Origin of the sequence: Loigolactobacillus backii, from assembly GCF_001663675.1 — a bacterium.
GTDB lineage: Bacteria > Bacillota > Bacilli > Lactobacillales > Lactobacillaceae > Loigolactobacillus > Loigolactobacillus backii.
The window spans coordinates 1,404,682-1,429,482 of record NZ_CP014873.1 but is presented as its reverse complement, the minus strand read 5'-3'; the positions used below and the strand labels follow the sequence as shown (position 1 = coordinate 1,429,482).

Below are 24,801 nucleotides of genomic sequence, written 5' to 3'. Positions count from 1 at the left end.
GAAGACAATGTGCTGTCGCTCACAGTCAGCACGTCCGCATTTGCGGAAAACTGCTCAACAAAAAGCACCTTTGTAAGAATACCATGATGTAATAGACGTGTCAACCGGTCACTGGAATTCAACCCCTTTACGTAGCTTATTAATAAGAAGTTGAAACGAAGGTGACTTTTTCCGGCAGACATTTTATTGCTCTTCGTATTTAACGATTAGCTTACTAGCAAAGGAACACTCCCTGAATAGAATTAATTTGCACCGTTGCTATTAATAAATACAGTAAAAAACGAAACGAGGTTAACTATTATGCTAGCGTTATATTTTCTAATCGGTACAATTATTGGCTCTTTTTTGACACTTGTCGCTTGGCGGGTTCCTAGGGGTGAATCTATTATCGCACCCCGATCGCACTGTGACAACTGTCAACACCGTTTAGGCACGAATGACTTAATACCGATCTTAAGTTTTTCGTTGAATAAAGGCCGTTGCCGTTACTGCAAGGAAAGATTATCCCCAGTACTGTTGTTAGGCGAAATTACTGCCGGATTATTAAGTGTTAGTTGCTTTTATTTTAGTGGTACACGATCGCAACTAATTTTTAGTTTAAGTTTACTGGCCTTCTGTCTTTGTTTCAGTCTAATGGACCTTTTTTACCACGCCATTCACTTTCCAATCTTCATAATTTTTGCAATTTATTTATCTGGCATTAGTTTTTTTTATTCTCATTCAATACTAGATTGGAAAAGTGCCCTGTTTACAGCAAGTATTTTTTATCTATTCAGTAGTCTAACGCATAGTTTCGGCTGTGGGGACGTTGATTTACTTGTTCTATGCGCCCTATTATTTGGTAGCTGGCGTTTAGGCCAAGTTATTATGTTAGCCTGTGGTCTCTGTTTGCTGACCTACCCGATTTTGTACCACCATAAAGTACACCAAATTGCCTTCATCCCTTATTTAAGTGTGGCCCTTTTTATTTTATATTTCTGGCACTAAAAAAAGGACCAGGACTTTTGCCCCAGCCGCTTATTGTCTCCGAACGTTACTCTAGAATGTGCGCCAAAGAATTGATTTTGTCCCACTTACTTCAAAAAAAGCGCCGGACAATGTCCGACGCCTTTTTAACTTTAATTATTATCTGGTTGTTGACCCTCACCGTTATTGGCGTTCATTTGTTTTTCAAGATCACTAATTGAATAGACGTTCTCAGAAACAACACCAACTTCTTTTGGTTCTGTATGGCGGTACTTAGCCATACCAGTACCAGCAGGAATAATCTTCCCGATAATAACATTTTCTTTTAGACCAAGTAATGGATCATTCTTGCCCCGAATTGCGGCGTCAGTCAAGACACGAGTTGTTTCCTGGAAAGAAGCTGCGGATAAGAAACTATTAGTTTCTAGAGCAGCTTTAGTAATCCCAAGTAAAACAGGACGTGCTGTTGCTGGAATACCACCAGCAATTAAGGTCTTATAGTTTGCTCGCTTAAAGTCGGCAATATCAAGTAATGTTCCTGGCAGGATATCCGTATCGCCAGGATCCATAACCCGAACTTTACGCATCATTTGCCGAACCATAACTTCCATATGCTTATCAGAAACTTCAACACCCTGCATCCGGTATACTTTTTGAATTTCGCGAAGCATATAGATTTCAGTTGTTAAGGTATCACTGACTTGTAATAGTTGTTTAGGATCAATTGACCCACCAGTTAGTGAATCACCACGATTAACGAGGTCGCCTTCCTTAATTCGGATTCGTGATGTGAACGGTACACTATAAGTTCGTGTATCAGTTTCGCCTTGAACCGTAATTTCCTTAGTGTGGTCAGCTGGATTTTCATCAATTGCTGTAATCTCACCAGTAACTTCAGTAATCGTTGCAAGACCTTTAGGATTACGTGCTTCCATAATTTCCTGAACACGAGGCAATCCTTGCGTAATATCGCCACCGGCAACACCACCGGTATGGAAAGTCCGCATTGTTAACTGTGTACCAGGTTCACCGATTGACTGCGCAGCAACTGTCCCAACAGCTTCACCAACTTCAACGGTTTCGCCAATGGCCAAGTTACGACCGAAGCAATAACGGCAAACACCATGTTCAGTGTTACAAGTAAAGACGGAACGAATTGTGACGGTCTTAATTCCGGCATTAATAATCTTTTGCGCCAACGTTTCATCAATCATAACGTTCTTACCGGCAAATTCTTCACCGGTTTCAGGGTCATAAATTGATTTCATCGTGTAACGACCAAGAATTCGATCATAAAGTGGTTCGATGACTTCGTTACCTTCCATAATGGCAGATACTTCTAAGCCACGATCAGTTCCACAATCTTCTTCACGAACGATAACATCCTGGGCAACATCGACTAAACGACGAGTTAAGTAACCGGAGTTAGCGGTCTTCAGTGCTGTATCGGTCATCCCTTTACGAGCACCATGGGTTGAAATAAACATTTCCATAACGGAGAGACCCTCACGGAAGTTTGAAATAACTGGTAATTCCATGATTTGTCCATTAGGAGCAGCCATTAAACCACGCATACCAGCTAACTGTGTAAAGTTAGATGCATTACCACGGGCACCAGAATCACTCATCATAAAGATTGGGTTGTTTGCAGGCATATTTTCCATTAACCGTTGTTGGATTTGATCCTTAACGCTGTTCCAAATACCAATGACACGTTGATAACGTTCATCATCAGTAATTAAACCACGACGGAACTGTTTCGTAATCAAAGCAACTTGCTTATGTGCTTCTGCAACTAAGGCAGGCTTTTCAGGCAAGTCATTGACATCAGAAACCCCAACGGTAATCCCTGAATGCGTCGCTTCCGTATAACCTAAAGTCTTCATTCGATCCAATAACTCAGATGTTTCAGTTACCTTATAGATCTTAAAGACTTGTGCAATGATGTCCGCCAAGAAACTCTTCTTGAAGGGCTGGTTCAAATCACGATCCTTAATGGCGGCCTTGATATCAGTACCAGGTTCAATAAAGAACTTATCGTCAATTCCATCCATCAAGTTACCGTTAGTTGGTTCGTTCAAATAAACAAAGTCCTTTGGCAAAATTGCGTTAAAGGCTACCTTACCAACTGAAGTAATCATAATTTTATTTCGTTGTTTATCAGAGAAAGGCTTGTCTAGTAATGAATTGGTCGCTAAACCAATTCGCGTATGCAATTCAACGTAGCCATTTTGATAAGCCAAAACAACTTCATTAGGATCCTTAAAGATCATGCCTTCACCGTTAATGCCAGCTTCTTCAGTTGTTAAGAAGTAGTTACCAAGCACAACGTCCTGTGAAGGTGTTGAAATTGGCTTACCATCACGTGGGGCCAAGATATGGTGAGCAGCTAACATTAACATCCGTGCTTCAGCCTGAGCTTCATCAGATAATGGTACGTGGATCGCCATCTGGTCACCATCAAAATCGGCGTTGTAGGCTTCACAAGCAAGTGGGTGCAGACGAATTGATTTACCATCAACTAAAACTGGTTCAAATGCCTGAATACCCAAACGATGTAATGTAGGTGCCCGGTTTAATAGTACTGGGTGTTCTTTAACAACATCTTCCAAGACATCCCAAATATCTTCATCCCGACGATCAATTTTACGCTTAGCATTCTTAATGTTCGACGCTAATTCACGTTTAACTAATTCATGCATGACAAATGGTTTGAATAATTCAAGTGCCATTTCACGTGGTAAACCACATTGATAGAATTTAAGCGTTGGGCCGACATCAATAACTGAACGACCTGAATAATCAACCCGCTTACCTAACAAGTTCTGGCGGAAACGTCCTTGTTTCCCCTTCAATAAATGTGAAAGTGATTTTAACGGACGATTACCAGGCCCAGTAACTGGACGGCCACGACGGCCATTATCGATCAAAGCGTCGACGGCTTCTTGGAGCATCCGTTTTTCGTTTTGAACAATGATATTAGGCGCATTTAAATCAAGTAGTCGTTTCAACCGATTATTCCGGTTGATCACCCGCCGGTATAAATCATTTAAATCAGAAGTGGCAAAACGGCCACCTTCTAATTGAACCATTGGTCGTAAATCCGGTGGAATAACAGGAATGGCATCCATAACCATCCAACTAGGTTCGTTACCAGATTGACGGAAAGCTTCAAGAATATCTAAACGTCGAATAGCACGAGTCCGTTTTTGGCCTTGAGCAGTCTTTAGATCTTCCTTAAGCCCAGCAACTTCTTTATCTAGGTCAACGTCATCTAATAATTCTTTGATGGCTTCAGCACCCATCTTAGCTTTAAACTCATGACCGTACTGTTCATACTTTTCACGGTATTCACTTTCAGTTAAAAGTTGTTTCTTTTCTAAGGCAGTGTTGCCGGATTCAATGACAACGTAGGATGCGAAGTAAATGATCTCTTCCAAAGCGCGGGGGCTCATGTCTAAAACAAGACCCATTCGGCTTGGAATACCTTTGAAGTACCAAATATGTGAAACTGGCGCTGCTAGTTCAATGTGACCCATTCGTTCACGACGAACCTTAGAACGCGTAACTTCAACCCCGCAGCGATCACAAACGATTCCCTTATAGCGAATTCGTTTGTATTTACCACAAGCACATTCCCAGTCTTTCGTCGGGCCAAAAATCCGTTCATCAAACAGACCATCGCGTTCTGGCTTTAGTGTTCGGTAGTTGATTGTTTCTGGCTTTTTAACTTCACCATAAGACCAACTGCGGATTTTATCGGGAGATGCAAGCCCAATCTGCATACTCTCAAATTTATTAACATCTATCACTTGGCCGACCTCCTATTATTTATCGTTGTCATTGTTAGCTTTTGTTGCTTCTTCAGCAGCCTTTTTAGCCTTAGCTGCCTCTTGTTCCTTGGCAAATTTAGACAAGGCGTCAACACTTACAACGTCATCGTCTTCATCGTCCATGTCGCGTAATTCAATTTCCTTATTATCGGCATCCAAAACCTTCATGTCCAAACCAAGAGATTGTAATTCCTTGACTAAAACACGGAAAGATTCTGGTACACCTGGCTTAGGAATTGGTTCACCCTTAACGATTGCTTCGTAGGTCTTAACCCGGCCAACAACATCATCGGATTTATAAGTCAAAATTTCTTGAAGTGTGTAAGCTGCACCATAAGCCTCAAGTGCCCAAACTTCCATTTCACCAAAACGCTGACCACCAAACTGAGCTTTACCACCTAATGGCTGTTGTGTCACTAATGAGTAAGGTCCGATTGAACGAGAATGTAATTTATCGTCAACCATGTGGGCTAATTTCATATAGTACATAACCCCAACAGAAACTCGGTTAGTAAATGGTTCACCAGTACGGCCATCATAAAGTACTGATTTAGCATCGTTATCCATATCGGCTTCTTTAACAGCATCCCAGATATCTTTATCCTGCGCACCATCAAAGACTGGCGTTGCAACGTGGATACCTAAGTTACGTGCTGCCATACCTAAATGAAGTTCGATAACCTGACCAATATTCATACGGGATGGAACACCCATTGGTGACAAGCAAATGTCAACTGGTGTGCCATCTGGCAAGTAAGGCATATCCTCTTCCGGAACAACAATTGAAACGGTCCCTTTATTACCATGACGTCCGGCCATTTTATCCCCAACTTGAATCTTACGTTTCTGGGCAATATAGACCCGAACCATCATGTTAACGCCAGGTGATAATTCGTCACCGGCTTCACGAGTAAAGATCTTAACGTCCTGGATAATTCCGCCGCCACCATGAGGTACTCGTAGCGATGTATCCCGAACTTCACGCGCTTTTTCACCAAAGATTGCGTGTAACAAACGTTCTTCAGCTGATAATTCAGTAACTCCCTTAGGTGTTACCTTACCAACTAATAAATCGCCATCCTTAACTTCAGCACCAATTCGAACGACACCAAATTCATCTAAATCCTTCAGAGCATCTTCACCAACGTTAGGAATCTCACGGGTGATTTCTTCCGGTCCAAGCTTTGTATCACGAGCTTCTGATTCATATTCTTCAATATGAATTGACGTGTACGCATCTTCACGAACTAGCTTTTCAGATAAGACAATGGCATCTTCGTAGTTATACATATTCCAAGTCATGAAAGCAATGATTGGGTTTTGCCCTAAAGCAAGTTCACCATTTTCCATTGCAGGTCCGTCAGCTAGAATTTCACTAGCATCAATCTTATCGCCCAACTTAACGATTGGACGCTGATTGTAACTCTTACCTGAGTTAGAACGACGGAATTTCATTAAATTATATTTGTCTAAAGTACCGTCTTCACGGCGAATGCGAATTTGCTTAGCATCAACGTATTCAGCAGTTCCAGCGTGCTTAGCGACAACGGCAGTCCCTGAGTCATGGGCCGCCTTATATTCCATACCAGTTCCTACTAGTGGTGCATGAGGGTTAATCAACGGAACAGCTTGGCGCTGCATATTGGCACCCATCAAGGCACGATTAGAGTCATCATTTTCCAAGAAAGGAATGCAGGCCGTTGCTACGGCAACAACTTGTTTAGGCGAAACATCCATGTAATCGACCCGATCAGTAGAAATTTCCAAGTTTTCATCAACACGGCGAGCCAAAACGGTATCGTCGACGAATGAGCCATCATCATTTAATGGTGAGTTGGCCTGAGCAACGACGTAGTTATCTTCTTCATCGGCCGTTAAATAGTCAATTTTATCGGTAACTTTATGTGTCGTCCAATCAACACGGCGGTATGGTGTTTCAATAAAGCCATACTTATTAACGACGGCATAACTAGCTAAACTGTTAATTAAACCAATGTTAGGCCCTTCAGGCGTTTCGATTGGGCACATCCGACCGTAATGAGTATAGTGCACATCACGAACTTCATATCCGGCACGATCACGCGTTAAACCACCAGGGCCAAGGGCAGATAACCGCCGCTTATGCGTTAATTCGCCAAGCGGGTTCGTCTGATCCATGAACTGTGACAATTGTGATGAACCAAAGAATTCCTTAATTGAAGCAACAACTGGCCGAATATTGATCAATTGTTGTGGTGTTACAGTTGACGTATCCTGGATTGACATCCGTTCACGGACAACCCGTTCCATCCGTGATAAACCAATTCGGAATTGATTTTGTAATAACTCACCAACTGAACGAATCCGACGGTTGCCTAAATGATCAATATCATCAGTTGTGCCAATACCTTCTTGTAAGTTCAAGAAGTAGTTCATTGACGCGATGATATCAGCTGGTCGAATATGCTTCCAGGCAAGTTCAATGTGACCATTACCGATTAATGGCACTTCTTTTTCAGGATTAACTTTAGAGAAGATTTTAATTGATTGTAAGATCATTGGGTCAGTAACGGCCCCTTCATCAGATGGTGTGTAAGTCGTTGTCATGAAATCATCGCGGTCCAAATAAGGACTTAATTTTTCCATAACCCCACGGTCAACAACGTCACCCTTTTGCGCAAGAACTTCACCAGTATCTGGATCAGCTAAGGTTTCAGCCAAAGTCTGATTCAATAAACGTGTTTTTAAGGTTAATTTCTTGTTAATTTTATAGCGACCAACAGCTGCTAAGTCATAGCGCTTTGGATCAAAGAAGCGTCCGGTCAATAAACTTCTTGAACTATCGGCTGTCTTTGGTTCACCTGGCCGAAGTCGTTCGTAAATATCTTTTAGCGATTCTTCAACCCGAGAGTCGTCAGTGTTCTTATGAACATCTTTTTCTAGGGTTAACATCAAACTATCATTATCGCCTAACATACCGATAATGTCGTCATCAGAGCCAAAGCCTAAGGCACGAATTAATTCTGACATTGGAATTTTACGCGTCCGGTCAATTCGAACGTATGAAATATCCTTGGCGTCAGTTTCATATTCTAACCACGCCCCACGATTAGGAATGGCAGTAGCACCATAAATAGTGCGGCTATTCTTATCAAGCTCACTGTTGAAATAAACACCAGGTGAACGTACCAACTGGGAAACGATAACCCGTTCGGCACCATTGATAATAAAGGTACCTTGATCGGTCATTAATGGAAAATCACCAAAGAAAACGTCCTGCGATTTGATCTCGCCAGTTTCATGGTTGGTCAAGCGCAAAGTCACGTGGAGTGGTGCTGAATAATTAGCATCATGCTGTCGTGCTTCTTCTACTGAGTACTTTGCTTCCAATAATTGATAATCAACGAACTCTAATGATAGGTTCCCTGCGAAATCTTCAATCGGCATAATGTCATTGAACATTTCTTTCAGGCCTTCATTTAAGAACCAGTTATACGAATTTGATTGGATTTCAATCAAGTTTGGTAAATCCAGCACTTCTTTAATACGTGAATAACTTCGACGCGTACGGTGTTTTCCGTATTTAACTAAATGACCTGCCAAATTGTTCACCCCTTCTGTAGTATCTACGAATTGCTTAGAGAATGTTTGGTTTTCTGCACTGAGCATTAACCATTCAACTGCAATAAAGATCATCAAGTTGAAAATAGCAGGTTCAAAATCTGCCTTTTCAAACACACTCTAGCCTTCACATTACAAAAACAATACAATTGTTAAAGTTACATTACAATTGCTAATCAACCCGAATTTTAAGCAAAAAAAAACCAAAAATAGGACATTGTTCTATTCAAACTTGTCAGCTACTTTTGAGTTTTCTTATAAACTACCCTCCGGACAATAGATCGCAGAGCAGTTGTATTCGCAGTTTTAGCAATTACTAATCATACACTTGTTATATTTAACTGTCAACCAACTAGCGCGCCCTTAGCAAGGTATTTAGATTCCACTAAATGAATCACTCGGTGATTATGGCTGCGCACAGGAATCCACCCTGCTAAACACGTTACCACTAGATTAGGCGTTAAAATTGGGCGCTATTGTTTCAAAAATTAGGCCACACTAAATGCGTCAGCACTTTCAGTCTAACCCAAATCAGCAAAATAGCAACTACTTTGCCCGTTCCTTACGTAACATATCGCCGGCCTTTACTGGAATATCCACTGGTACTTGGTAAACCATCATTGCGTCAGGGGCACGACGTAAAATATCATTGTCTTTATCCCACAACTGCTGAATGACTTCTTCATGGTGTGTGAAATGTGGACCGTAAAATTCAACCTTATCACCAACACCAAAATTATTACGTTGTTGAACCATCGCAACTTGCCGTTTGGCATCATAATCAAGCACTTGGCCAACAAACGTATACTGTGGTCGCTTACGGCGCTTTCCAAATAATTCATCATCTTGTGTTGGTGTACCGTAGTAAAAACCAGTTGACATTTCGCGCTGAGCAACCTTCCACAATTCATCCACCCAATCTTGGTTTAAAACGTAATGATCAGGATCGGCGCAATAACTATCAACCGCCCGGCGGTAAACATTGGCAACTGTCGACACGTAATGAATTGATTTCATTCGACCTTCAATTTTAAATGAATTAACGCCTGCTTCAACTAAGTCAGGAATATGCTCAATCATTGCCATATCGACAGCACTCATAGTAAAAGGTGTCTTTGGATCCGTTTCAGTTTGTTTTTCTCCCATTGTCGGCATTTCAAATAAATCATACTTCCAACGACAATTTTGAGCACAACCACCACGATTAGCATCACGCATGCTCATGTGATTGGATAAAACGCAACGTCCTGAATAACCAATACACATTGCCCCGTGAATAAAGGCCTCAATTTGAACGTTAGTATGTCGCCGCATTTCCTTTATTTCTTCAATGCCAACTTCGCGGGCCAATACAACCCGTTCCAGACCTTCGTTTTGCCAAAAATTTAACGTTTCATAATTAGTGGCCGAGGCCTGGGTCGATAAATGAACCGGTAAGCCCGGTGCCTCAGTGATCGCAATTTCAATCAATGAAGGATCAGACACAATTACTGCACTAATGCCGATGTCGCGTAAGGTCCGGAAAAATTTACCGGCACCCTGAACATCACCTTCATGAGCAACAATATTTGCCGCGACGTAAACTTTAGCGTTATGCGCTTTGGCAAAAGCTACCCCTTCACGCATTTGATCAAAGGAAAAATTGCCAGCACGTGTGCGTAACCCGTATGCATCGCCGCCAATATAGACAGCATCCGCACCATAATTGATGGCAACTTTTAATTTTTCCAAGGTACCAGCTGGTGCTAGTACTTCGGGTTTATTTATAATAGTTCGCATTTTATTGCACCTCGCTAGGATCTATTTCGTAAAAACCAGTATCCAAACCACGATTGGCTGGTTGATTAGCACCGACTTGCCCGTCCAATTGCTCAGCCAGATCTGGCGTCCATTTTTGTGCCAAAATGGCCTTTTTGGCGGCCACAAAAATTTGAGCGATATTAACAAATTGATCGTGGTCAGCAAATAACCCGTCTAACTTCCAGTGGGTCAGCCCTAAATCATTTAACTCGGCCAGTTTGGTTATCAAATTTAAATCATTATTGGCAAACACATGCGTACCATTGAAATCTTCATAAATTGAGTAATGAGTTTCTGGTTTATGGGGCGCCGAAACAAATAAACCACGCGCCCGGTCCGCACGATCTTGATGTTCTTTAACAAAGTTAAAATAATTATGCAGTAGTGGTCGCCCAGATTGATGAATACAAGTAGCGCCGTAAACTTGAATTTCACCAGGAATCTGTAATTCCGTCACCATTTCAGTTAATTCATCATGGGGAACCTCGCGGGCAATTACCGCCCCACTAGCACCATGTTTTGCCCAAAAATTAACCTGCCGTGCACTAGTAACTAATACCTCCGCATCATAAATAAATGGTAGGTTTAATTTTTTCTGCTGTAGTAAGTAAATGACACCAGGATCACCAACTGTAATTTGATCCACTTGCAAATCGGCTAAAAAATCTAAATAATTAGCAACCTTAGCAATCCGATCATTATGCATGATGGCATTAACGGCCACTGTCACTTTTTTACCTGCAGCATGAGCCAATTGAACAATTTCTGCCAATTCCGATCGTTTAAAACTATGGGGTAGGCGTAAACCAAAGAAATCTTCGCCTAAATATAAAGTATCAACGTCTGCCGTTAATAACATTTTTGCTTGCTCCTGTGAGTCCACAGTCGCTATTATATCAATCAAACTCTTCGCTTCTTTCTTAATAACGGATTAAGCGCTAATTGTTTTTAGAATAACATACTTCAAATTAATTGAAAACGTTGGGCCGCCCAAAAGTACGTTTCAAAAAAGAATTAAATACGTTTCCTAAATCTGCCAGAGATTTAATAATTGAACCTGCAATTACTAGATTAATCAAACCGATTTTCCTTTTAATGGTTATTATTACCTATTTTTAGCGCTGGTCTTAGCAATTCAACGGCCAAATCCTCTTATGTTAACGTCTCTGCAATTTCTTCTATAGAAAACCAACCCTGTGCCTTTTCGGACAGCCGAACCCACACAAAAAAGGGTGTGAAGAAAAGATTTTCTTCACACCCTTAAACAACTAGCGCAACTATGCCTTTACGGTTGAATCTGTTGCTTTTTTATTTTTTTCATTTTCGTCACGAATATTAATTGTGATCTTATTCTGCCGAGCACCAATAGTTAGAGAATCACCTAATTTGATTTTTCCCGAAAGAAGTTCTTCACTTAAACGATCTTCAACTTCAGTTTGGAGTGCCCGCCGAATTGGCCGCGCACCGTATTCCGGATCAAAACCAACATTAGCAATCACATCAATTGCGGCCGGCGTAATTTTAACCGCAATTTTCTGCTCTTGCAAGCGGCGTAACACAGTTTTAGCCATAATCTTCACAATTTCGTGCAGCTCAACCTTAGTCAAAGAATGGAAAACGACAACTTCATCAATTCGATTGAGAAATTCAGGTCGGAACGAATTCTTCAATTCTTGAAGGATTTGACTGCGCATTGCTTTGTAATCCTGTTGCGCATTTTTAGCGCCAAAACCAACCGACTTTTCATCGCGTAAAGTTGTTGCACCAAGGTTAGACGTCATAATTAAAATTGTATTGCGGAAATCAACCTTGCGCCCTTTAGAGTCAGTTAAATAGCCATCATCTAACACCTGCAATAAAATATTGAAGACATCCGGATGCGCCTTTTCAACTTCATCCAATAACACAACCGAATATGGTTTCTGCCGAACTTGCTCGGTTAACTGACCGCCTTCGTCATAACCAACGTAGCCAGGCGGTGCTCCGACAAGACGGGAGGTTGAATACTTCTCCATATATTCGGACATATCAACTCGAATCATATTATCCTCTGAACCAAACATTGCTTCAGCCAAGGCCTTCGCCAATTCAGTCTTACCAACACCAGTTGGTCCAAGAAACATAAATGAACCAATTGGCCGTTGTGGATCTTTTAGCCCACTACGAGCCCGGCGAATTGCCCGCGAAACAGCTGAAACTGCTTCTTCTTGACCAACTACTCGTTTATGCAAAACTTTTTCTAAATTAACTAACCGGTCACTTTCACTTTTACGCAATTGGGTCAAAGGCACACCAGTCCATTGCGAAACAACCGTCGCAATATCCTCTGGCATAACCTTAACATCCTTACGCACACCGTTTGTTTCACCTGTCTTGGCCGCCTTAGCTTCCAACTTTGCCTTTACCTTCATTTCGTCTTCACGAATAGCGGCGGCCTTTTCAAAGTCTTGTTCTTCAATGGCCTTTTCTTTAGACTTAGTTAGTTCGGTTAGCCGTGTTTCTAACTTGTTTTCAGGTGTTTTCTTACTGGCGGCATCCAAACGTACTGAAGCCGCTGATTCATCAATTAAATCGATTGCCTTATCTGGTAAGAAACGGTCACTAATATAACGTGCAGAAAGGACAACCGCTTCATGAACGGCCTCGTCAGTAATTGTGACGCCATGATGTTCTTCATAACGACTTCGTAGTCCAAGTAAAATCTCTTCTGCCTCTTTTTGCGTTGGTTCGTTAACTTGAATTGTAGCAAATCGTCGCTCTAAGGCAGCATCTTTTTCAATATATTTTTGGTATTCATCTAAAGTAGTTGCACCAATAACTTGCATTTCGCCACGAGCTAAGGCCGGCTTCAAAATATTGGAAGCATCAATCGCGCCTTCAGCACCCCCGGCACCAATTAAAGTATGCAATTCATCAATAAATAGAATAACTTGTCCATCTTTATAAATTTCGTCGATTACTTTCTTTAAACGATCTTCAAATTCCCCACGATATTTTGTGCCAGCGACCAATGATCCCATATCTAACGCCATTAAGCGCTTTTTACGCATATCGTCCGGTACATCACCATTAATAATCTTTTGTGCTAAGCCCTCAGCAATGGCAGTTTTACCAACCCCAGGTTCGCCAATTAAAACAGGATTATTTTTAGTTCGGCGGGATAAGACTTGAATCAAGCGCCGAACTTCTTTACTTCGTCCGACAACAGGGTCCATTTTATTTTCGCGTGCTAATTGTGTTAGGTCACGCGCTAAAGAATCTAGCGTTGGTGTTCCTTCACTTTGCTGCGCCTGACGATTTCGAGTTTGGCCACGACGTTTAGTTGTTGTATCGTTAACACCCAATTTTTTTAGAACCATTTGCCGAGTTTTACTTAGACTTAACCCTAAATTAGTTAAAATACGTGAAGCCAGAATGTCATCTTCACGGAGTAACCCCAACAAAATATGTTCCGTGCCAATCTTCATTGCGCCCATGCGTTTGGCCTCATCACCGGCATATGAAAGCACTTGTTTGGCCTTGGGTGCGTAAGGAAGGTAGACGTCCTTTTTGGTTTCTGCTGAAGTACCATAGCCAGTAAAACGTTCAATTTCCTCACGGATGTCAGTTTCATTAACTGATAATTGCCGCAATGTCTTACCTGCAATCCCGTCATTTTCAATGACAAGTGCAAGTAATAAATGCTCCGTACCCACAGCATGATGGCGGAAATACTTTGCTTGTTCCTGTGCGAGAACTAAAACGTTTTTTGCACTCGGTGTAAATAAATTATCCATTAAGCGTCCCTCACTTTCGCTTACTCTCTTTCATAACGCAAATGATTTAGAAGACTGGTTAAAATTCGCGCTCTTAACTCTGCTTCCAATTGTCGATCATTTAAAGCTAACGTCTGGTGGCTAGTCGCGGCCAAAATTAAATTGGCGTCTCTTCGCTCGATAGCATTATCCTCATAAAGCTTTTGAACAATCGCCAACGTATCCCGCTGGCTAATCTGGTGTCCAACCAGTCCTATGAGTGTATCTAGCATATCACGATCGTCTAATAATTTCACCTTTTCAATACGAATATAACCACCACCACCACGCTTACTTTGAACAAGATAACCACGTTGAATTGTAAAACGAGTATTAATCACATAATTAATTTGGGATGGAACACAGTTAAACAATTCTGCTACCTCGGAACGCCGAATTTCGACACGAGTTGATTCATTCAGGATCTGTTTTAAATAGGCCTCGATAATATCAGAAATATTTTGTCCTTGCATCTGTCCTCACCTTAACTTTGACTAATATTGACTATTATTATAGAAGATAATTATAAATTTGCAAAGAATTTAGATTAAATAATTTACTAACATTACAAAATGATGCGTTAATTTGTAGTTAAGAATAGGTCGTGTTTGGAAAATACTTTTATTAGTATTCTTCCGACTAATCTGGTGTAAATGTTTTTAAAAATGACCATCAATTAGCATTGGAATAAGTTTGAGGCCATACGCCAAATTGATATTTGAAAGAGCATTTGGCATTAAAGCCAGTAGTTTAGACCAATAACTAAAAAGGACTACCTCGTAAATAGCTTACGATATAGTCCCAATTTTAAATCTCCGAATAATATTATTTTCAATAGTCGGGAAAACAGGATTCGAACCTGCGACCCCTACGTCCCGAACGTAGTGCTCTACCAAGCTGAGCTACTTCCCGAAAAATAGCAAAAAACAAGCGGAAGACGGGATTCGAACCCGCGACCCCCACCATGGCAAGGTGATGTTCTACCACTGAACTACTTCCGCATGAAAAATATTAATTATAATCGGGAAAACAGGATTCGAACCTGCGACCCCTTGGTCCCAAACCAAGTGCTCTACCAAGCTGAGCTATTTCCCGATGTTACTTTTTTGTAAAAACAAAAAATGCACCCAGTAGGAGTCGAACCTACAACCTTCTGATTCGTAGTCAGACACTCTATCCAATTGCGCTATGGGTGCAAATATTTATTTAATGCCGAGGACCGGAATCGAACCGGTACGGTGATTACTCACCGCAGGATTTTAAGTCCTGTGCGTCTGCCAGTTCCGCCACCCCGGCAAGGTTGAAAAACTCGGAACTAAGCGGAAGACGGGATTCGAACCCGCGACCCCCACCATGGCAAGGTGATGTTCTACCACTGAACTACTTCCGCATAACAATAAAAATGCCGACTAGACGATTCGAACGCCCGACCCTCTGATTACAAATCAGATGCTCTACCAACTGAGCTAAGTCGGCATACTACTTACTTCATACAACTGCGGGTGAAGGGACTCGAACCCCCACGCCTCGCGGCGCTAGATCCTAAATCTAGTGCGTCTGCCAATTCCGCCACACCCGCAAAAACTGGCAATGAGCCGTAACAGGTTCGAACTGTTGACCCTCTGATTAAAAGTCAGATGCTCTACCGACTGAGCTAACGGCTCAAATGGAGATTACAGGGTTCGAACCTGTGACCCCCTGCTTGTAAGGCAGGTGCTCTCCCAGCTGAGCTAAACCTCCAAATGAAATAGCATGGCAACGTCCTACCCTCGCAGGGGGTGCTCCCCAACTACTCTCGGCGCTAAGAAGCTTAACTTCTGTGTTCGACATGGGAACAGGTGTATCCTTCCTGCCATTGTCACCACACCACTATCTGAGAACTTTGTGCTCTCAAAACTGGACCTTCTATTTTCTTTGACCTTTGAACACTACGCGGAAACAGTTGTTTCCGACTTGGTTAAGTCCTCGACCGATTAGTATTGGTCCGCTCCATGCCTCACGGCACTTCCACTTCCAACCTATCTACCTGATCATCTCTCAGGGGTCTTACTTCCATAAAGGAATGGGAAATCTAATCTTGCGGGGGGCTTCACACTTAGATGCTTTCAGCGTTTATCCCGGCCATACATAGCTACCCAGCGCTGCACCTGGCGGCACAACTGGTACACCAGCGGTATGTCCATTCCGGTCCTCTCGTACTAGGAACAGCTCCGCTCAAATTTCCTACGCCCGCGACGGATAGGGACCGAACTGTCTCACGACGTTCTGAACCCAGCTCGCGTACCGCTTTAATGGGCGAACAGCCCAACCCTTGGGACCAACTACAGCCCCAGGATGCGATGAGCCGACATCGAGGTGCCAAACCTCCCCGTCGATGTGGACTCTTGGGGGAGATAAGCCTGTTATCCCCAGGGTAGCTTTTATCCGTTGAGCGATGGCCCTTCCATACGGAACCACCGGATCACTAAGCCCGACTTTCGTCCCTGCTCGACTTGTTAGTCTCGCAGTCAAGCTCCCTTATGCCTTTACACGCTATGAATGATTTCCAACCATTCTGAGGGAACCTTTGGGCGCCTCCGTTACTCTTTAGGAGGCGACCGCCCCAGTCAAACTGCCCACCTGACACTGTCTCCCGCCACGCTAAGTGGCGCGGGTTAGAGTGGTCATACAGCAAGGGTAGTATCCCACCAATGCCTCCACCGAAACTAGCGTTCCGGCTTCAACGGCTCCTACCTATCCTGTACAAGCTGTACAAACACTCAATATCAAGCTACAGTAAAGCTCCATGGGGTCTTTCCGTCCTGTCGCGGGTAACCCGCATCTTCACGGGTAATATAATTTCACCGAGTCTCTCGTCGAGACAGTGCCCAGATCGTTACGCCTTTCGTGCGGGTCGGAACTTACCCGACAAGGAATTTCGCTACCTTAGGACCGTTATAGTTACGGCCGCCGTTTACTGGGGCTTCATTTCTGGGCTTCGCGCCGAAGCGCTAACTCATCCACTTAACCTTCCAGCACCGGGCAGGCGTCAGCCCCTATACGTCATCTTACGATTTAGCAGAGACCTGTGTTTTTGATAAACAGTCGCCTGGGCCTATTCACTGCGGCTGATCGTTAGATCAGCACCCCTTCTTCCGAAGTTACGGGGTTATTTTGCCGAGTTCCTTAACGAGAGTTCTCTCGCTCACCTGAGGATTCTCTCCTCGACTACCTGTGTCGGTTTGCGGTACGGGTAGTTTATTTCTCACTAGAAGCTTTTCTTGGCAGTGTGACATCAGGAACTTCGTTACTTAAATTTCACTCCCCATCACAACTTGTCCGTAAAAGTTCAAGCCTTTAACTCAAACTAAGACTTATTGCTTGGACGCACATTTCCAATCGTGCGTATTCCTTAGCCTCCTGCGTCCCTCCATCGTTCAAACAAAATAAACTAGTACAGGAATCTCAACCTGTTATCCATCGCTTACGCCTCGCGGCCTCAGCTTAGGTCCCGACTAACCCTGGGAGGACGAGCCTTCCCCAGGAAACCTTAGTCATTCGGTGGATCAGATTCTCACTGATCTTTCGCTACTCATACCGGCATTCTCACTTCTAAGCGCTCCAGTCGTCCTTACGATCGACCTTCAACGCCCTTAGAACGCTCTCCTACCACGATCACTAACGTGATCATCCACAGTTTCGGTATTATGTTTAGCCCCGGTACATTTTCGGCGCAGGGTCACTCGACTAGTGAGCTATTACGCACTCTTTAAATGGTGGCTGCTTCTGAGCCAACATCCTAGTTGTCTATGCAACCCCACATCCTTTTCCACTTAACATAAATTTAGGGACCTTAACTGGTGGTCTGGGCTGTTTCCCTTTCGACTACGGATCTTATCACTCATAGTCTGACTCCCGGATAGAACATCAATGGCATTCGGAGTTTATCTGAATTCAGTAACCCAAGACGGGCCCCTAGTCCAAACAGTGGCTCTACCTCCATGATGCTTAACTCCGAGGCTAGCCCTAAAGCTATTTCGGAGAGAACCAGCTATCTCCAAGTTCGTTTGGAATTTCACCGCTACCCACACCTCATCTCAGCATTTTTCAACATACACGAGTTCGGTCCTCCAGTGTGTTTTACCACACCTTCAACCTGGACATGGGTAGGTCACCTGGTTTCGGGTCTACGTCTACTTACTAAAGCGCCCGTTTCAGACTCGCTTTCGCTACGGCTCCAGTTTTTCACTTTAACCTCGCAAGCAAACGTAACTCGCCGGTTCATTCTACAAAAGGCACGCCATCATCCATTAACGGACTCTGACTACTTGTAGGCACACGGTTTCAGGAACTGTTTCACTCCCCTTCCGGGGTTCTTTTCACCTTTCCCTCACGGTACTGGTCCACTATCGGTCACTAGGTAGTATTTAGCCTTGGGAGATGGTCCTCCCAGATTCCGACGGAATTTCACGTGTTCCGCCGTACTCAGGATCCTGAACAGAGGGTTAGCAGTTTAGTCTACGGGATTTTCACCCTCTTTGACGCAGCGTTCCAACTGCTTCGACTACCACTAACTTTGGTAACTCTAATGTTCAGTCCTACAACCCCACTGAGCAAGCTCAATGGTTTGGGCTGTTCCCCGTTCGCTCGCCGCTACTTAGGGAATCGATTTTTCTTTCCGTTCCTGCGGGTACTGAGATGTTTCAGTTCCCCACGTTTACCTCTAAGCTGCTATGTATTCACAACTTAGTAACCAGCGACTAAGCTGGCTGGGTTCCCCCATTCGGAAATCTCCGGATCAAAGCTTACGTACAGCTCCCCGAAGCATATCGGTGTTAGTACCGTCCTTCATCGGCTCCTAGTGCCAAGGCATCCACCGTGCGCCCTTGTTAACTTAACCTATTCAATACCTACGGTATTGTGGTTTTGAGTTTTAGCGATTAAAAAAACTTTCTTAAAAAACTCATTTAAAACGCAGTGTTCTCGGTTTTTAAACAAAGAAAATAGAATATCCAGTTTTCAAAGTACAAAGTTTTAACAGCAAAGCTGTTAAATGGAGGATAACGGGATCGAACCGATGACCTCCTGCGTGCAAAGCAGGCGCTCTCCCATCTGAGCTAATCCCCCATATTAATTAGAAATGGGCCTAAATGGACTTGAACCATCGACCTCACGCTTATCAGGCGTGCGCTCTAACCAGCTGAGCTATAGGCCCAAACAGCGTCTAATTAATCTATGTTTTGAGAAGTAAACCTCTCAAAACTAAACAAAGTTTCAACAAATCGTGTAGGTTTCCGTAATATTTTCCTTAGAAAGGAGGTGATCCAGCCGCAGGTTCTCCTACGGCTACCTTGTTACGACTTCACCCCAATCATCTGTCCCACCTTAGACGGTTAGCTCCTCATAGAGGTTACCCCACCGGCTTCGGGTGTTACAAACTCTCATGGTGTGACGGGCGGTGTGTACAAGGCCCGGGAACGTATTCACCGCGGCGTGCTGATCCGCGATTACTAGCGATTCCGACTTCATGTAGGCGAGTTGCAGCCTACAATCCGAACTGAGATTGGCTTTAAGAGATTAGCTTACCCTCGCGGGTTCGCAACTCGTTGTACCAACCATTGTAGCACGTGTGTAGCCCAGGTCATAAGGGGCATGCTGATTTGACGTCATCCCCACCTTCCTCCGGTTTGTCACCGGCAGTCTCACTAGAGTGCCCAACTTAATGCTGGCAACTAGTCATAAGGGTTGCGCTCGTTGCGGGACTTAACCCAACATCTCACGACACGAGCTGACGACAACCATGCACCACCTGTCACTTTGTCCCCGAAGGGAAAGCTGTATCTCTACAGTGGTCAAAGGATGTCAAGACCTGGTAAGGTTCTTCGCGTAGCTTCGAATTAAACCACATGCTCCACCGCTTGTGCGGGCCCCCGTCAATTCCTTTGAGTTTCAACCTTGCGGTCGTACTCCCCAGGCGGAATGCTTAATGCGTTAGCTGCAGCACTGAAGGGCGGAAACCCTCCAACACTTAGCATTCATCGTTTACGGTATGGACTACCAGGGTATCTAATCCTGTTCGCTCCCCATACTTTCGAGCCTCAGCGTCAGTTACAGACCAGAGAGCCGCCTTCGCCACTGGTGTTCTTCCATATATCTACGCATTTCACCGCTACACATGGAGTTCCACTCTCCTCTTCTGCACTCAAGTTTCCCAGTTTCTAATGCACTTCTTCGGTTAAGCCGAAGGCTTTCACATCAGACTTAAAAAACCGCCTGCGCTCGCTTTACGCCCAATAAATCCGGACAACGCTTGCCACCTACGTATTACCGCGGCTGCTGGCACGTAGTTAGCCGTGGCTTTCTGGTTGGATACCGTCATAGGACTAACAGTTACTCTAGTCCCTGTTCTTCTCCAACAACAGAGTTTTACGATCCGAAAACCTTCTTCACTCACGCGGCGTTGCTCCATCAGACTTTCGTCCATTGTGGAAGATTCCCTACTGCTGCCTCCCGTAGGAGTTTGGGCCGTGTCTCAGTCCCAATGTGGCCGATTACCCTCTCAGGTCGGCTACGTATCATTGCCTTGGTAGGCCGTTATCCCACCAACTAGCTAATACGCCGCGGGTCCATCCAAAAGTGATAGCCGAAACCATCTTTCATTAAGTGACCATGTGGTCACTTAAATTATGCGGTATTAGCATCTGTTTCCAAATGTTATCCCCCACTTTTGGGTAGGTTACCCACGTGTTACTCACCCGTCCGCCACTCACATCAATTAACTTCCACTGCAAGCAGCTTCTGTTAATATCTGTGCGTTCGACTTGCATGTATTAGGCACGCCGCCAGCGTTCGTCCTGAGCCAGGATCAAGCTCTCATATAAAATGAAAATTGATTGCTCAATTGATTTTGTTGCTAGCGAGTTATAATTCAAATTGAATTGACTTCGCAAATGTTTGCTTCTTCCAACCGGTCCGAAGAACGGTTAAAAAAGACCCTACACATTTGATTTGTCGAAACTTTGTTCAGTTTTCAAAGGTCTACTTCGTTGAATCATTGTCAGCGACAACTCAATCAGTATAGCAGATTAAGCGGTTGCTTGTCAAGTAATAATTTGAATTTTTATTCAATCAATATTCAAGTTTGCTTAACGCGACAACTTTTATAGTTTAGCAAGAATCTAATTTGTTGTCAAGAACTTTTCTATGAATCAGAATTGATTCGTGACTGCTTTAACAACAGAAATAACTATACCAACAATACGTCCCACGGTCAAGCATATCTTCTAAATAAATCAGGAAAAAACTTATGCACGAACAATTATAGTTATACTTAAAACTAGGATTCGGATTTCCATTTTAAATCCAGTATAATAATTGCTAAATATTCATTTATTCATCATTTAAAGTAACATTGGAATCAGACAAATAACAATCCATCCCGGTTACGAATCTGAATCATTCTCTGCGGTATTTGCTTAATGTAACCTGCTTCTTCAAAAGCCGTTAATTTTCGTGATATCGTTTCAGGCGTTGTCCCTAAATAAGTGGCCAATTCCTTTTTCTTCATTGGTAGTTTAAACTCATCCGTTTTATCTGCATCCGCCATATCCAATAAATAAAGTGCCAATCTAGTTTCAATGCTTTCCGTAGTTACACGTGTTGTTTGTTGTTCCAAAAGTTGAATTCGCTTTGCCAGTACATTTAAAATACGTAACGCAATTGACGGGTAATCTAATAGTAGCTTTTGGAAATCTTGACGTCGTATCTCACAAACGGTCGCTTCAGTTAAAGTTTCTGCGTAAGACTGATGGGCCTGGTTTTCCTTAAACAAGGCATATTCACCATCAAAATCTCCTGGATTTAGTAAATGTAGTAACTGTTCGCGGCCATTTGCGGCCAACTGGTAGATCTTAACTTGCCCGGAGTCAACAATGTAAAGCGTATCGGCCAAGTCAGTTGCCTGATATAGAATAGTTCCACGTGGTTGTTTTGTTGGTCGAATCACCGTTGCAATTGTTTTTAAATCAGCATGTGGTAATGTTTCAAAAATTGGTACCAAACTTAAACACGCTGTGTAGTCATGAGTTGAATACATTTTTGTCCTCCTTTATTTCCAAAGTTTACTTTACGCCATCACAAACTTCACTGACCAAGAGTACTTATCCCCTCAGCACAAACCTTATACTCTTTTCTTTTCAATCTTCAAAGTCTATTTTGCTTAATCACTTTTATTAACTATCATTTTACACATTTAATTGTCATAGGGAATTGATTTGAATCAAGTTACATCGTTAAATTTGCTGAGATATAAAACTAATAGCAACATATTGCAATCATCACAGTTGATGGTACAATATATAGTATTCAAATTTTGGTAGTCCACCAATTAATTAAGGAGCTCAGCAATTATGATTGTATTAGCAGGTACTATTGGAGCGGGTAAAACTAGTCTCACTACCTTATTAGCACAACGTCTCCACACTAAAGCATTTTACGAATCTGTCGATGACAACCCCGTTTTACCATTTTTTTATAAGGATCCTAAAAAATATGCATTTCTACTGCAAATTTACTTTCTAAATAAACGTCTTGCTCAGCTTAAATTGGCGGATCAACAAAGTGAAAGCGTAATGGATCGTTCTATTTTTGAAGACTCACTGCTTTTTCACTTAAACGCAGATCTAGGGCGTGCTACTGAAACCGAGGTTGGCGTCTACGATTCACTGATGAAAAATATGATGCAAGAATTACCGCACACAACTTATAAGAAGAAACCAGACTTACTTATTCACATCAACATTTCTTTCGAAACTATGTTAACGCGGATACAAAAACGCAATCGTCCTTACGAACAAATTGATCAAGATCCTACCCTTTACAATTACTATCATGAACTAAATCAGCGTTACAACACTTGGTATGAATCCTACCATGAAAGCCCGAAGATGCAAATTAATGGTGATAGTCTTGATTTTGTTGAAGATGAGCTAGCACGCAAAAAGGTTCTAACGCTCATTGAACAAAAATTAGATACTCTCCCACGGTTAAATCAATTAAACGCTGTTGGTAACCACAACTAAATAACTTATTGCCCGTTTAATTTTGAAGGATCTCTTCCAAATTTAGACGGGCCTTTTTTCGGCAAAGCAGGTAACAATCTAAGTAAAACAGTTGGTTTAGCAGACTTTCAAAAGATTGTTGCTGTTGCAAATCTTTGCCATAATAGTAAAGTAAACCTGAATTATTCACCATAAGTTCTCCAAGTACAGTGTCACCCCGGTATCATGGGCGGTACTGTGTTTTTTATTTTTCACCTTTTTAGTGCAGAAAAAGAACCTCCGATTTGGTATAGTTGATTCACCACAAGTCAGCTATCCACCCAAAGAAAGAGGTCCTTCTCATGGCAACTTTACCGGGAAAACGAGTTAATTTCAATCCTAAATTACATATTTCGCACACTGGTGGTGAACTTTCCACTGATGCTGGGCTAGTGTTGGTCAAAGAATTAATGGCGCAACTCAATTTCACGACCTTAGCGTATCAATTAGTCCATTTTGATGACCAGCGCCATTACGCTCGTTACAGCAACGTTAGTCTACTAGAACAGGTCGTGCTGCAGTTGATCGCCGGTTACCCGGCCGATCTAGCTGCCACCAGTTTGCGCAATGACCCCACATTTAAATTACTATTGGCACAACCGCAATTGGCCTCACAACCGTCATTATCCCGTTTTTGGCAACGCTGTGACGAGCAGACCATCACCTCATTACAAACGTTGAATCAAGCATTGCTTGACCAAGCGTGGACTGGCGCCAAGCAACAACAGCTGATCCTCGATATTGACTCGACTCACGCCGATACTCATGGTCATCAGGAAAAAACGGCCTTTAATGCGCATTACGGTACCACGGGTTACCATCCGCTGGTCGCTTTTGACGGGCAAACGGGCCACTGTTTAAAGGCTCAATTGCGCCCAGGTAATGTTTATACCAGTACGGATATTGCCCCCTTTATCACACCACTACTACAGCACTATCATCAAGTCAAACCGAACGCTGATATCTTGGTCCGCGGGGATAGTGGCTTTGCGACTCCAGAATTATACGAAACTTGTGAAGCCAACGACACTTTTTACTTGATCCGCCTGAAAGCCAATCGGCGGCTGAACCAACTGGCTGAACGTTTTGTTCAGATCAGTGATGAGCAGAATTGGACTGAGACCGAGGTCCATTATTATCGCGCGTCTTATCAAGCCCGATCATGGTCTAAGCCGCGCCAGATCTATATTAAATCAACTCGACCAGCTGGTGAATTGTTATTTCAACATGAATACCTCGTGTCCAATTTAACGAGTTTTGTCGCCGAAGATGCATTTCACGCCTATCACCAACGGGGTCAAATGGAAAACTATATCAAGGAAGCCAAGGCTGGCTTTTACCTGGATAAAATGACTAGCTCGCAATTTATACCAAATTATGCCCGCATGATGCTCAGTGTCCTCGCTTATAATTTAGTCAGCTTGATGCGCCAATTGTTGCCTGTACAACATCAGCGATTACAGGTTACAACCTTGCGCTTATGGCTGTTTAAAGTAGCGGGTAAGCTGGTGACCAGCGGCCGGCAACTTTATCTAAAATTAAGCCGCCACCACGTCTATCAGGATTTGTTTTATCAACTGTTAGCTCGAATCCAAGCGCTACAGTGGGGCTAAACTGGTGCAAAAAATCAAAAAAAGTCGGTTCGGCCAAGGGGCAAGTATGCTCAAAATTGAGGATCAAAAATTTATCCAGCCCCATAATTTGGTAGCCTTTAGCAAAAACAGTACATCT

10 protein-coding genes, 12 tRNA genes and 3 rRNA genes are annotated in these 24,801 nt (G+C 43.0%); 3 read left to right on the top strand and 22 right to left on the bottom strand.

Going from position 1 to position 24,801, the window contains the following annotated elements:
• Nucleotides 1-300: 300 nt before the first annotated feature.
• Nucleotides 301-987 carry a prepilin peptidase gene (locus tag AYR53_RS13940; RefSeq protein WP_068281108.1) on the top strand — a complete coding sequence of 229 codons (687 nt, stop codon included), beginning with the start codon at nucleotides 301-303 and terminating at the stop codon, nucleotides 985-987.
• A 131-nt stretch (nucleotides 988-1,118) separates the two neighbouring features.
• Here AYR53_RS13940 and rpoC read toward each other — a convergent pair whose 3' ends face one another.
• The 22 genes from rpoC to AYR53_RS06125 form a co-directional block, all read right to left on the bottom strand.
• Nucleotides 1,119-4,778 (bottom strand): DNA-directed RNA polymerase subunit beta', encoded by a 3,660-nt coding sequence (gene rpoC / locus AYR53_RS06230; protein WP_068281110.1) that lies wholly within the window; start codon nucleotides 4,776-4,778, stop codon nucleotides 1,119-1,121.
• A 15-nt stretch (nucleotides 4,779-4,793) separates the two neighbouring features.
• Nucleotides 4,794-8,381, bottom strand: coding sequence for a DNA-directed RNA polymerase subunit beta (gene rpoB, locus AYR53_RS06225; RefSeq protein WP_068281285.1), 3,588 nt, complete (start codon nucleotides 8,379-8,381; stop codon nucleotides 4,794-4,796).
• A gap of 564 nt (nucleotides 8,382-8,945) precedes the next feature.
• A complete protein-coding gene (locus AYR53_RS06220; protein ID WP_068281112.1) occupies nucleotides 8,946-10,178 on the bottom strand; it encodes a peptidase U32 family protein in 1,233 nt (410 codons plus the stop codon).
• Nucleotide 10,179: 1 nt separating this feature from the next.
• Nucleotides 10,180-11,103 (bottom strand): peptidase U32 family protein, encoded by a 924-nt coding sequence (locus AYR53_RS06215; RefSeq protein WP_068281114.1) that lies wholly within the window; start codon nucleotides 11,101-11,103, stop codon nucleotides 10,180-10,182.
• Between the two features lie 373 nt (nucleotides 11,104-11,476).
• Nucleotides 11,477-13,975 (bottom strand): ATP-dependent Clp protease ATP-binding subunit, encoded by a 2,499-nt coding sequence (locus AYR53_RS06210; RefSeq protein ID WP_068225487.1) that lies wholly within the window; start codon nucleotides 13,973-13,975, stop codon nucleotides 11,477-11,479.
• Between the two features lie 20 nt (nucleotides 13,976-13,995).
• Nucleotides 13,996-14,466, bottom strand: a complete 471-nt coding sequence (locus AYR53_RS06205; RefSeq protein ID WP_068225488.1) for a CtsR family transcriptional regulator — start codon at nucleotides 14,464-14,466, stop codon at nucleotides 13,996-13,998.
• Nucleotides 14,467-14,831: 365 nt separating this feature from the next.
• Nucleotides 14,832-14,905 (bottom strand) — tRNA-Pro (locus tag AYR53_RS06200).
• A gap of 17 nt (nucleotides 14,906-14,922) precedes the next feature.
• Nucleotides 14,923-14,994, bottom strand: a tRNA-Gly gene (locus tag AYR53_RS06195).
• Between the two features lie 20 nt (nucleotides 14,995-15,014).
• A tRNA-Pro gene (locus AYR53_RS06190) sits at nucleotides 15,015-15,088 on the bottom strand.
• A gap of 27 nt (nucleotides 15,089-15,115) precedes the next feature.
• Nucleotides 15,116-15,189 (bottom strand) — tRNA-Arg (locus tag AYR53_RS06185).
• A 14-nt stretch (nucleotides 15,190-15,203) separates the two neighbouring features.
• Nucleotides 15,204-15,289: transfer RNA gene (locus tag AYR53_RS06180), tRNA-Leu, on the bottom strand.
• Nucleotides 15,290-15,311: 22 nt separating this feature from the next.
• Nucleotides 15,312-15,383: transfer RNA gene (locus AYR53_RS06175), tRNA-Gly, on the bottom strand.
• A gap of 13 nt (nucleotides 15,384-15,396) precedes the next feature.
• Nucleotides 15,397-15,469: transfer RNA gene (locus AYR53_RS06170), tRNA-Thr, on the bottom strand.
• 21 nt (nucleotides 15,470-15,490) lie between these two features.
• A tRNA-Leu gene (locus AYR53_RS06165) sits at nucleotides 15,491-15,572 on the bottom strand.
• Nucleotides 15,573-15,584: 12 nt separating this feature from the next.
• Nucleotides 15,585-15,657, bottom strand: a tRNA-Lys gene (locus AYR53_RS06160).
• Nucleotides 15,658-15,660: 3 nt separating this feature from the next.
• Nucleotides 15,661-15,733 (bottom strand) — tRNA-Val (locus AYR53_RS06155).
• A 10-nt stretch (nucleotides 15,734-15,743) separates the two neighbouring features.
• Nucleotides 15,744-15,859 (bottom strand): 5S ribosomal RNA (gene rrf, locus AYR53_RS06150).
• 87 nt (nucleotides 15,860-15,946) lie between these two features.
• Nucleotides 15,947-18,872, bottom strand: a 23S ribosomal RNA gene (locus AYR53_RS06145).
• Between the two features lie 154 nt (nucleotides 18,873-19,026).
• Nucleotides 19,027-19,099: transfer RNA gene (locus tag AYR53_RS06140), tRNA-Ala, on the bottom strand.
• A 14-nt stretch (nucleotides 19,100-19,113) separates the two neighbouring features.
• Nucleotides 19,114-19,187, bottom strand: a tRNA-Ile gene (locus AYR53_RS06135).
• A 97-nt stretch (nucleotides 19,188-19,284) separates the two neighbouring features.
• Nucleotides 19,285-20,853 (bottom strand): 16S ribosomal RNA (locus tag AYR53_RS06130).
• Together the 16S, 23S and 5S rRNA genes with 12 tRNA genes alongside form the textbook arrangement of a ribosomal RNA operon.
• Before the next feature lie 536 nt (nucleotides 20,854-21,389).
• On the bottom strand, nucleotides 21,390-22,067 hold the full coding sequence (locus AYR53_RS06125) for a Crp/Fnr family transcriptional regulator (RefSeq protein ID WP_068281116.1): 678 nt from the start codon (nucleotides 22,065-22,067) through the stop codon (nucleotides 21,390-21,392).
• Nucleotides 22,068-22,380: 313 nt separating this feature from the next.
• Here AYR53_RS06125 and AYR53_RS06120 point away from each other — a divergent pair, with 313 nt between their 5' ends.
• Nucleotides 22,381-23,052 (top strand): deoxynucleoside kinase, encoded by a 672-nt coding sequence (locus tag AYR53_RS06120; protein WP_068281118.1) that lies wholly within the window; start codon nucleotides 22,381-22,383, stop codon nucleotides 23,050-23,052.
• 320 nt (nucleotides 23,053-23,372) lie between these two features.
• On the top strand, nucleotides 23,373-24,683 hold the full coding sequence (locus AYR53_RS06115; RefSeq protein ID WP_068279064.1) for an IS1380 family transposase: 1,311 nt from the start codon (nucleotides 23,373-23,375) through the stop codon (nucleotides 24,681-24,683).
• Nucleotides 24,684-24,801: the final 118 nt, after the last annotated feature.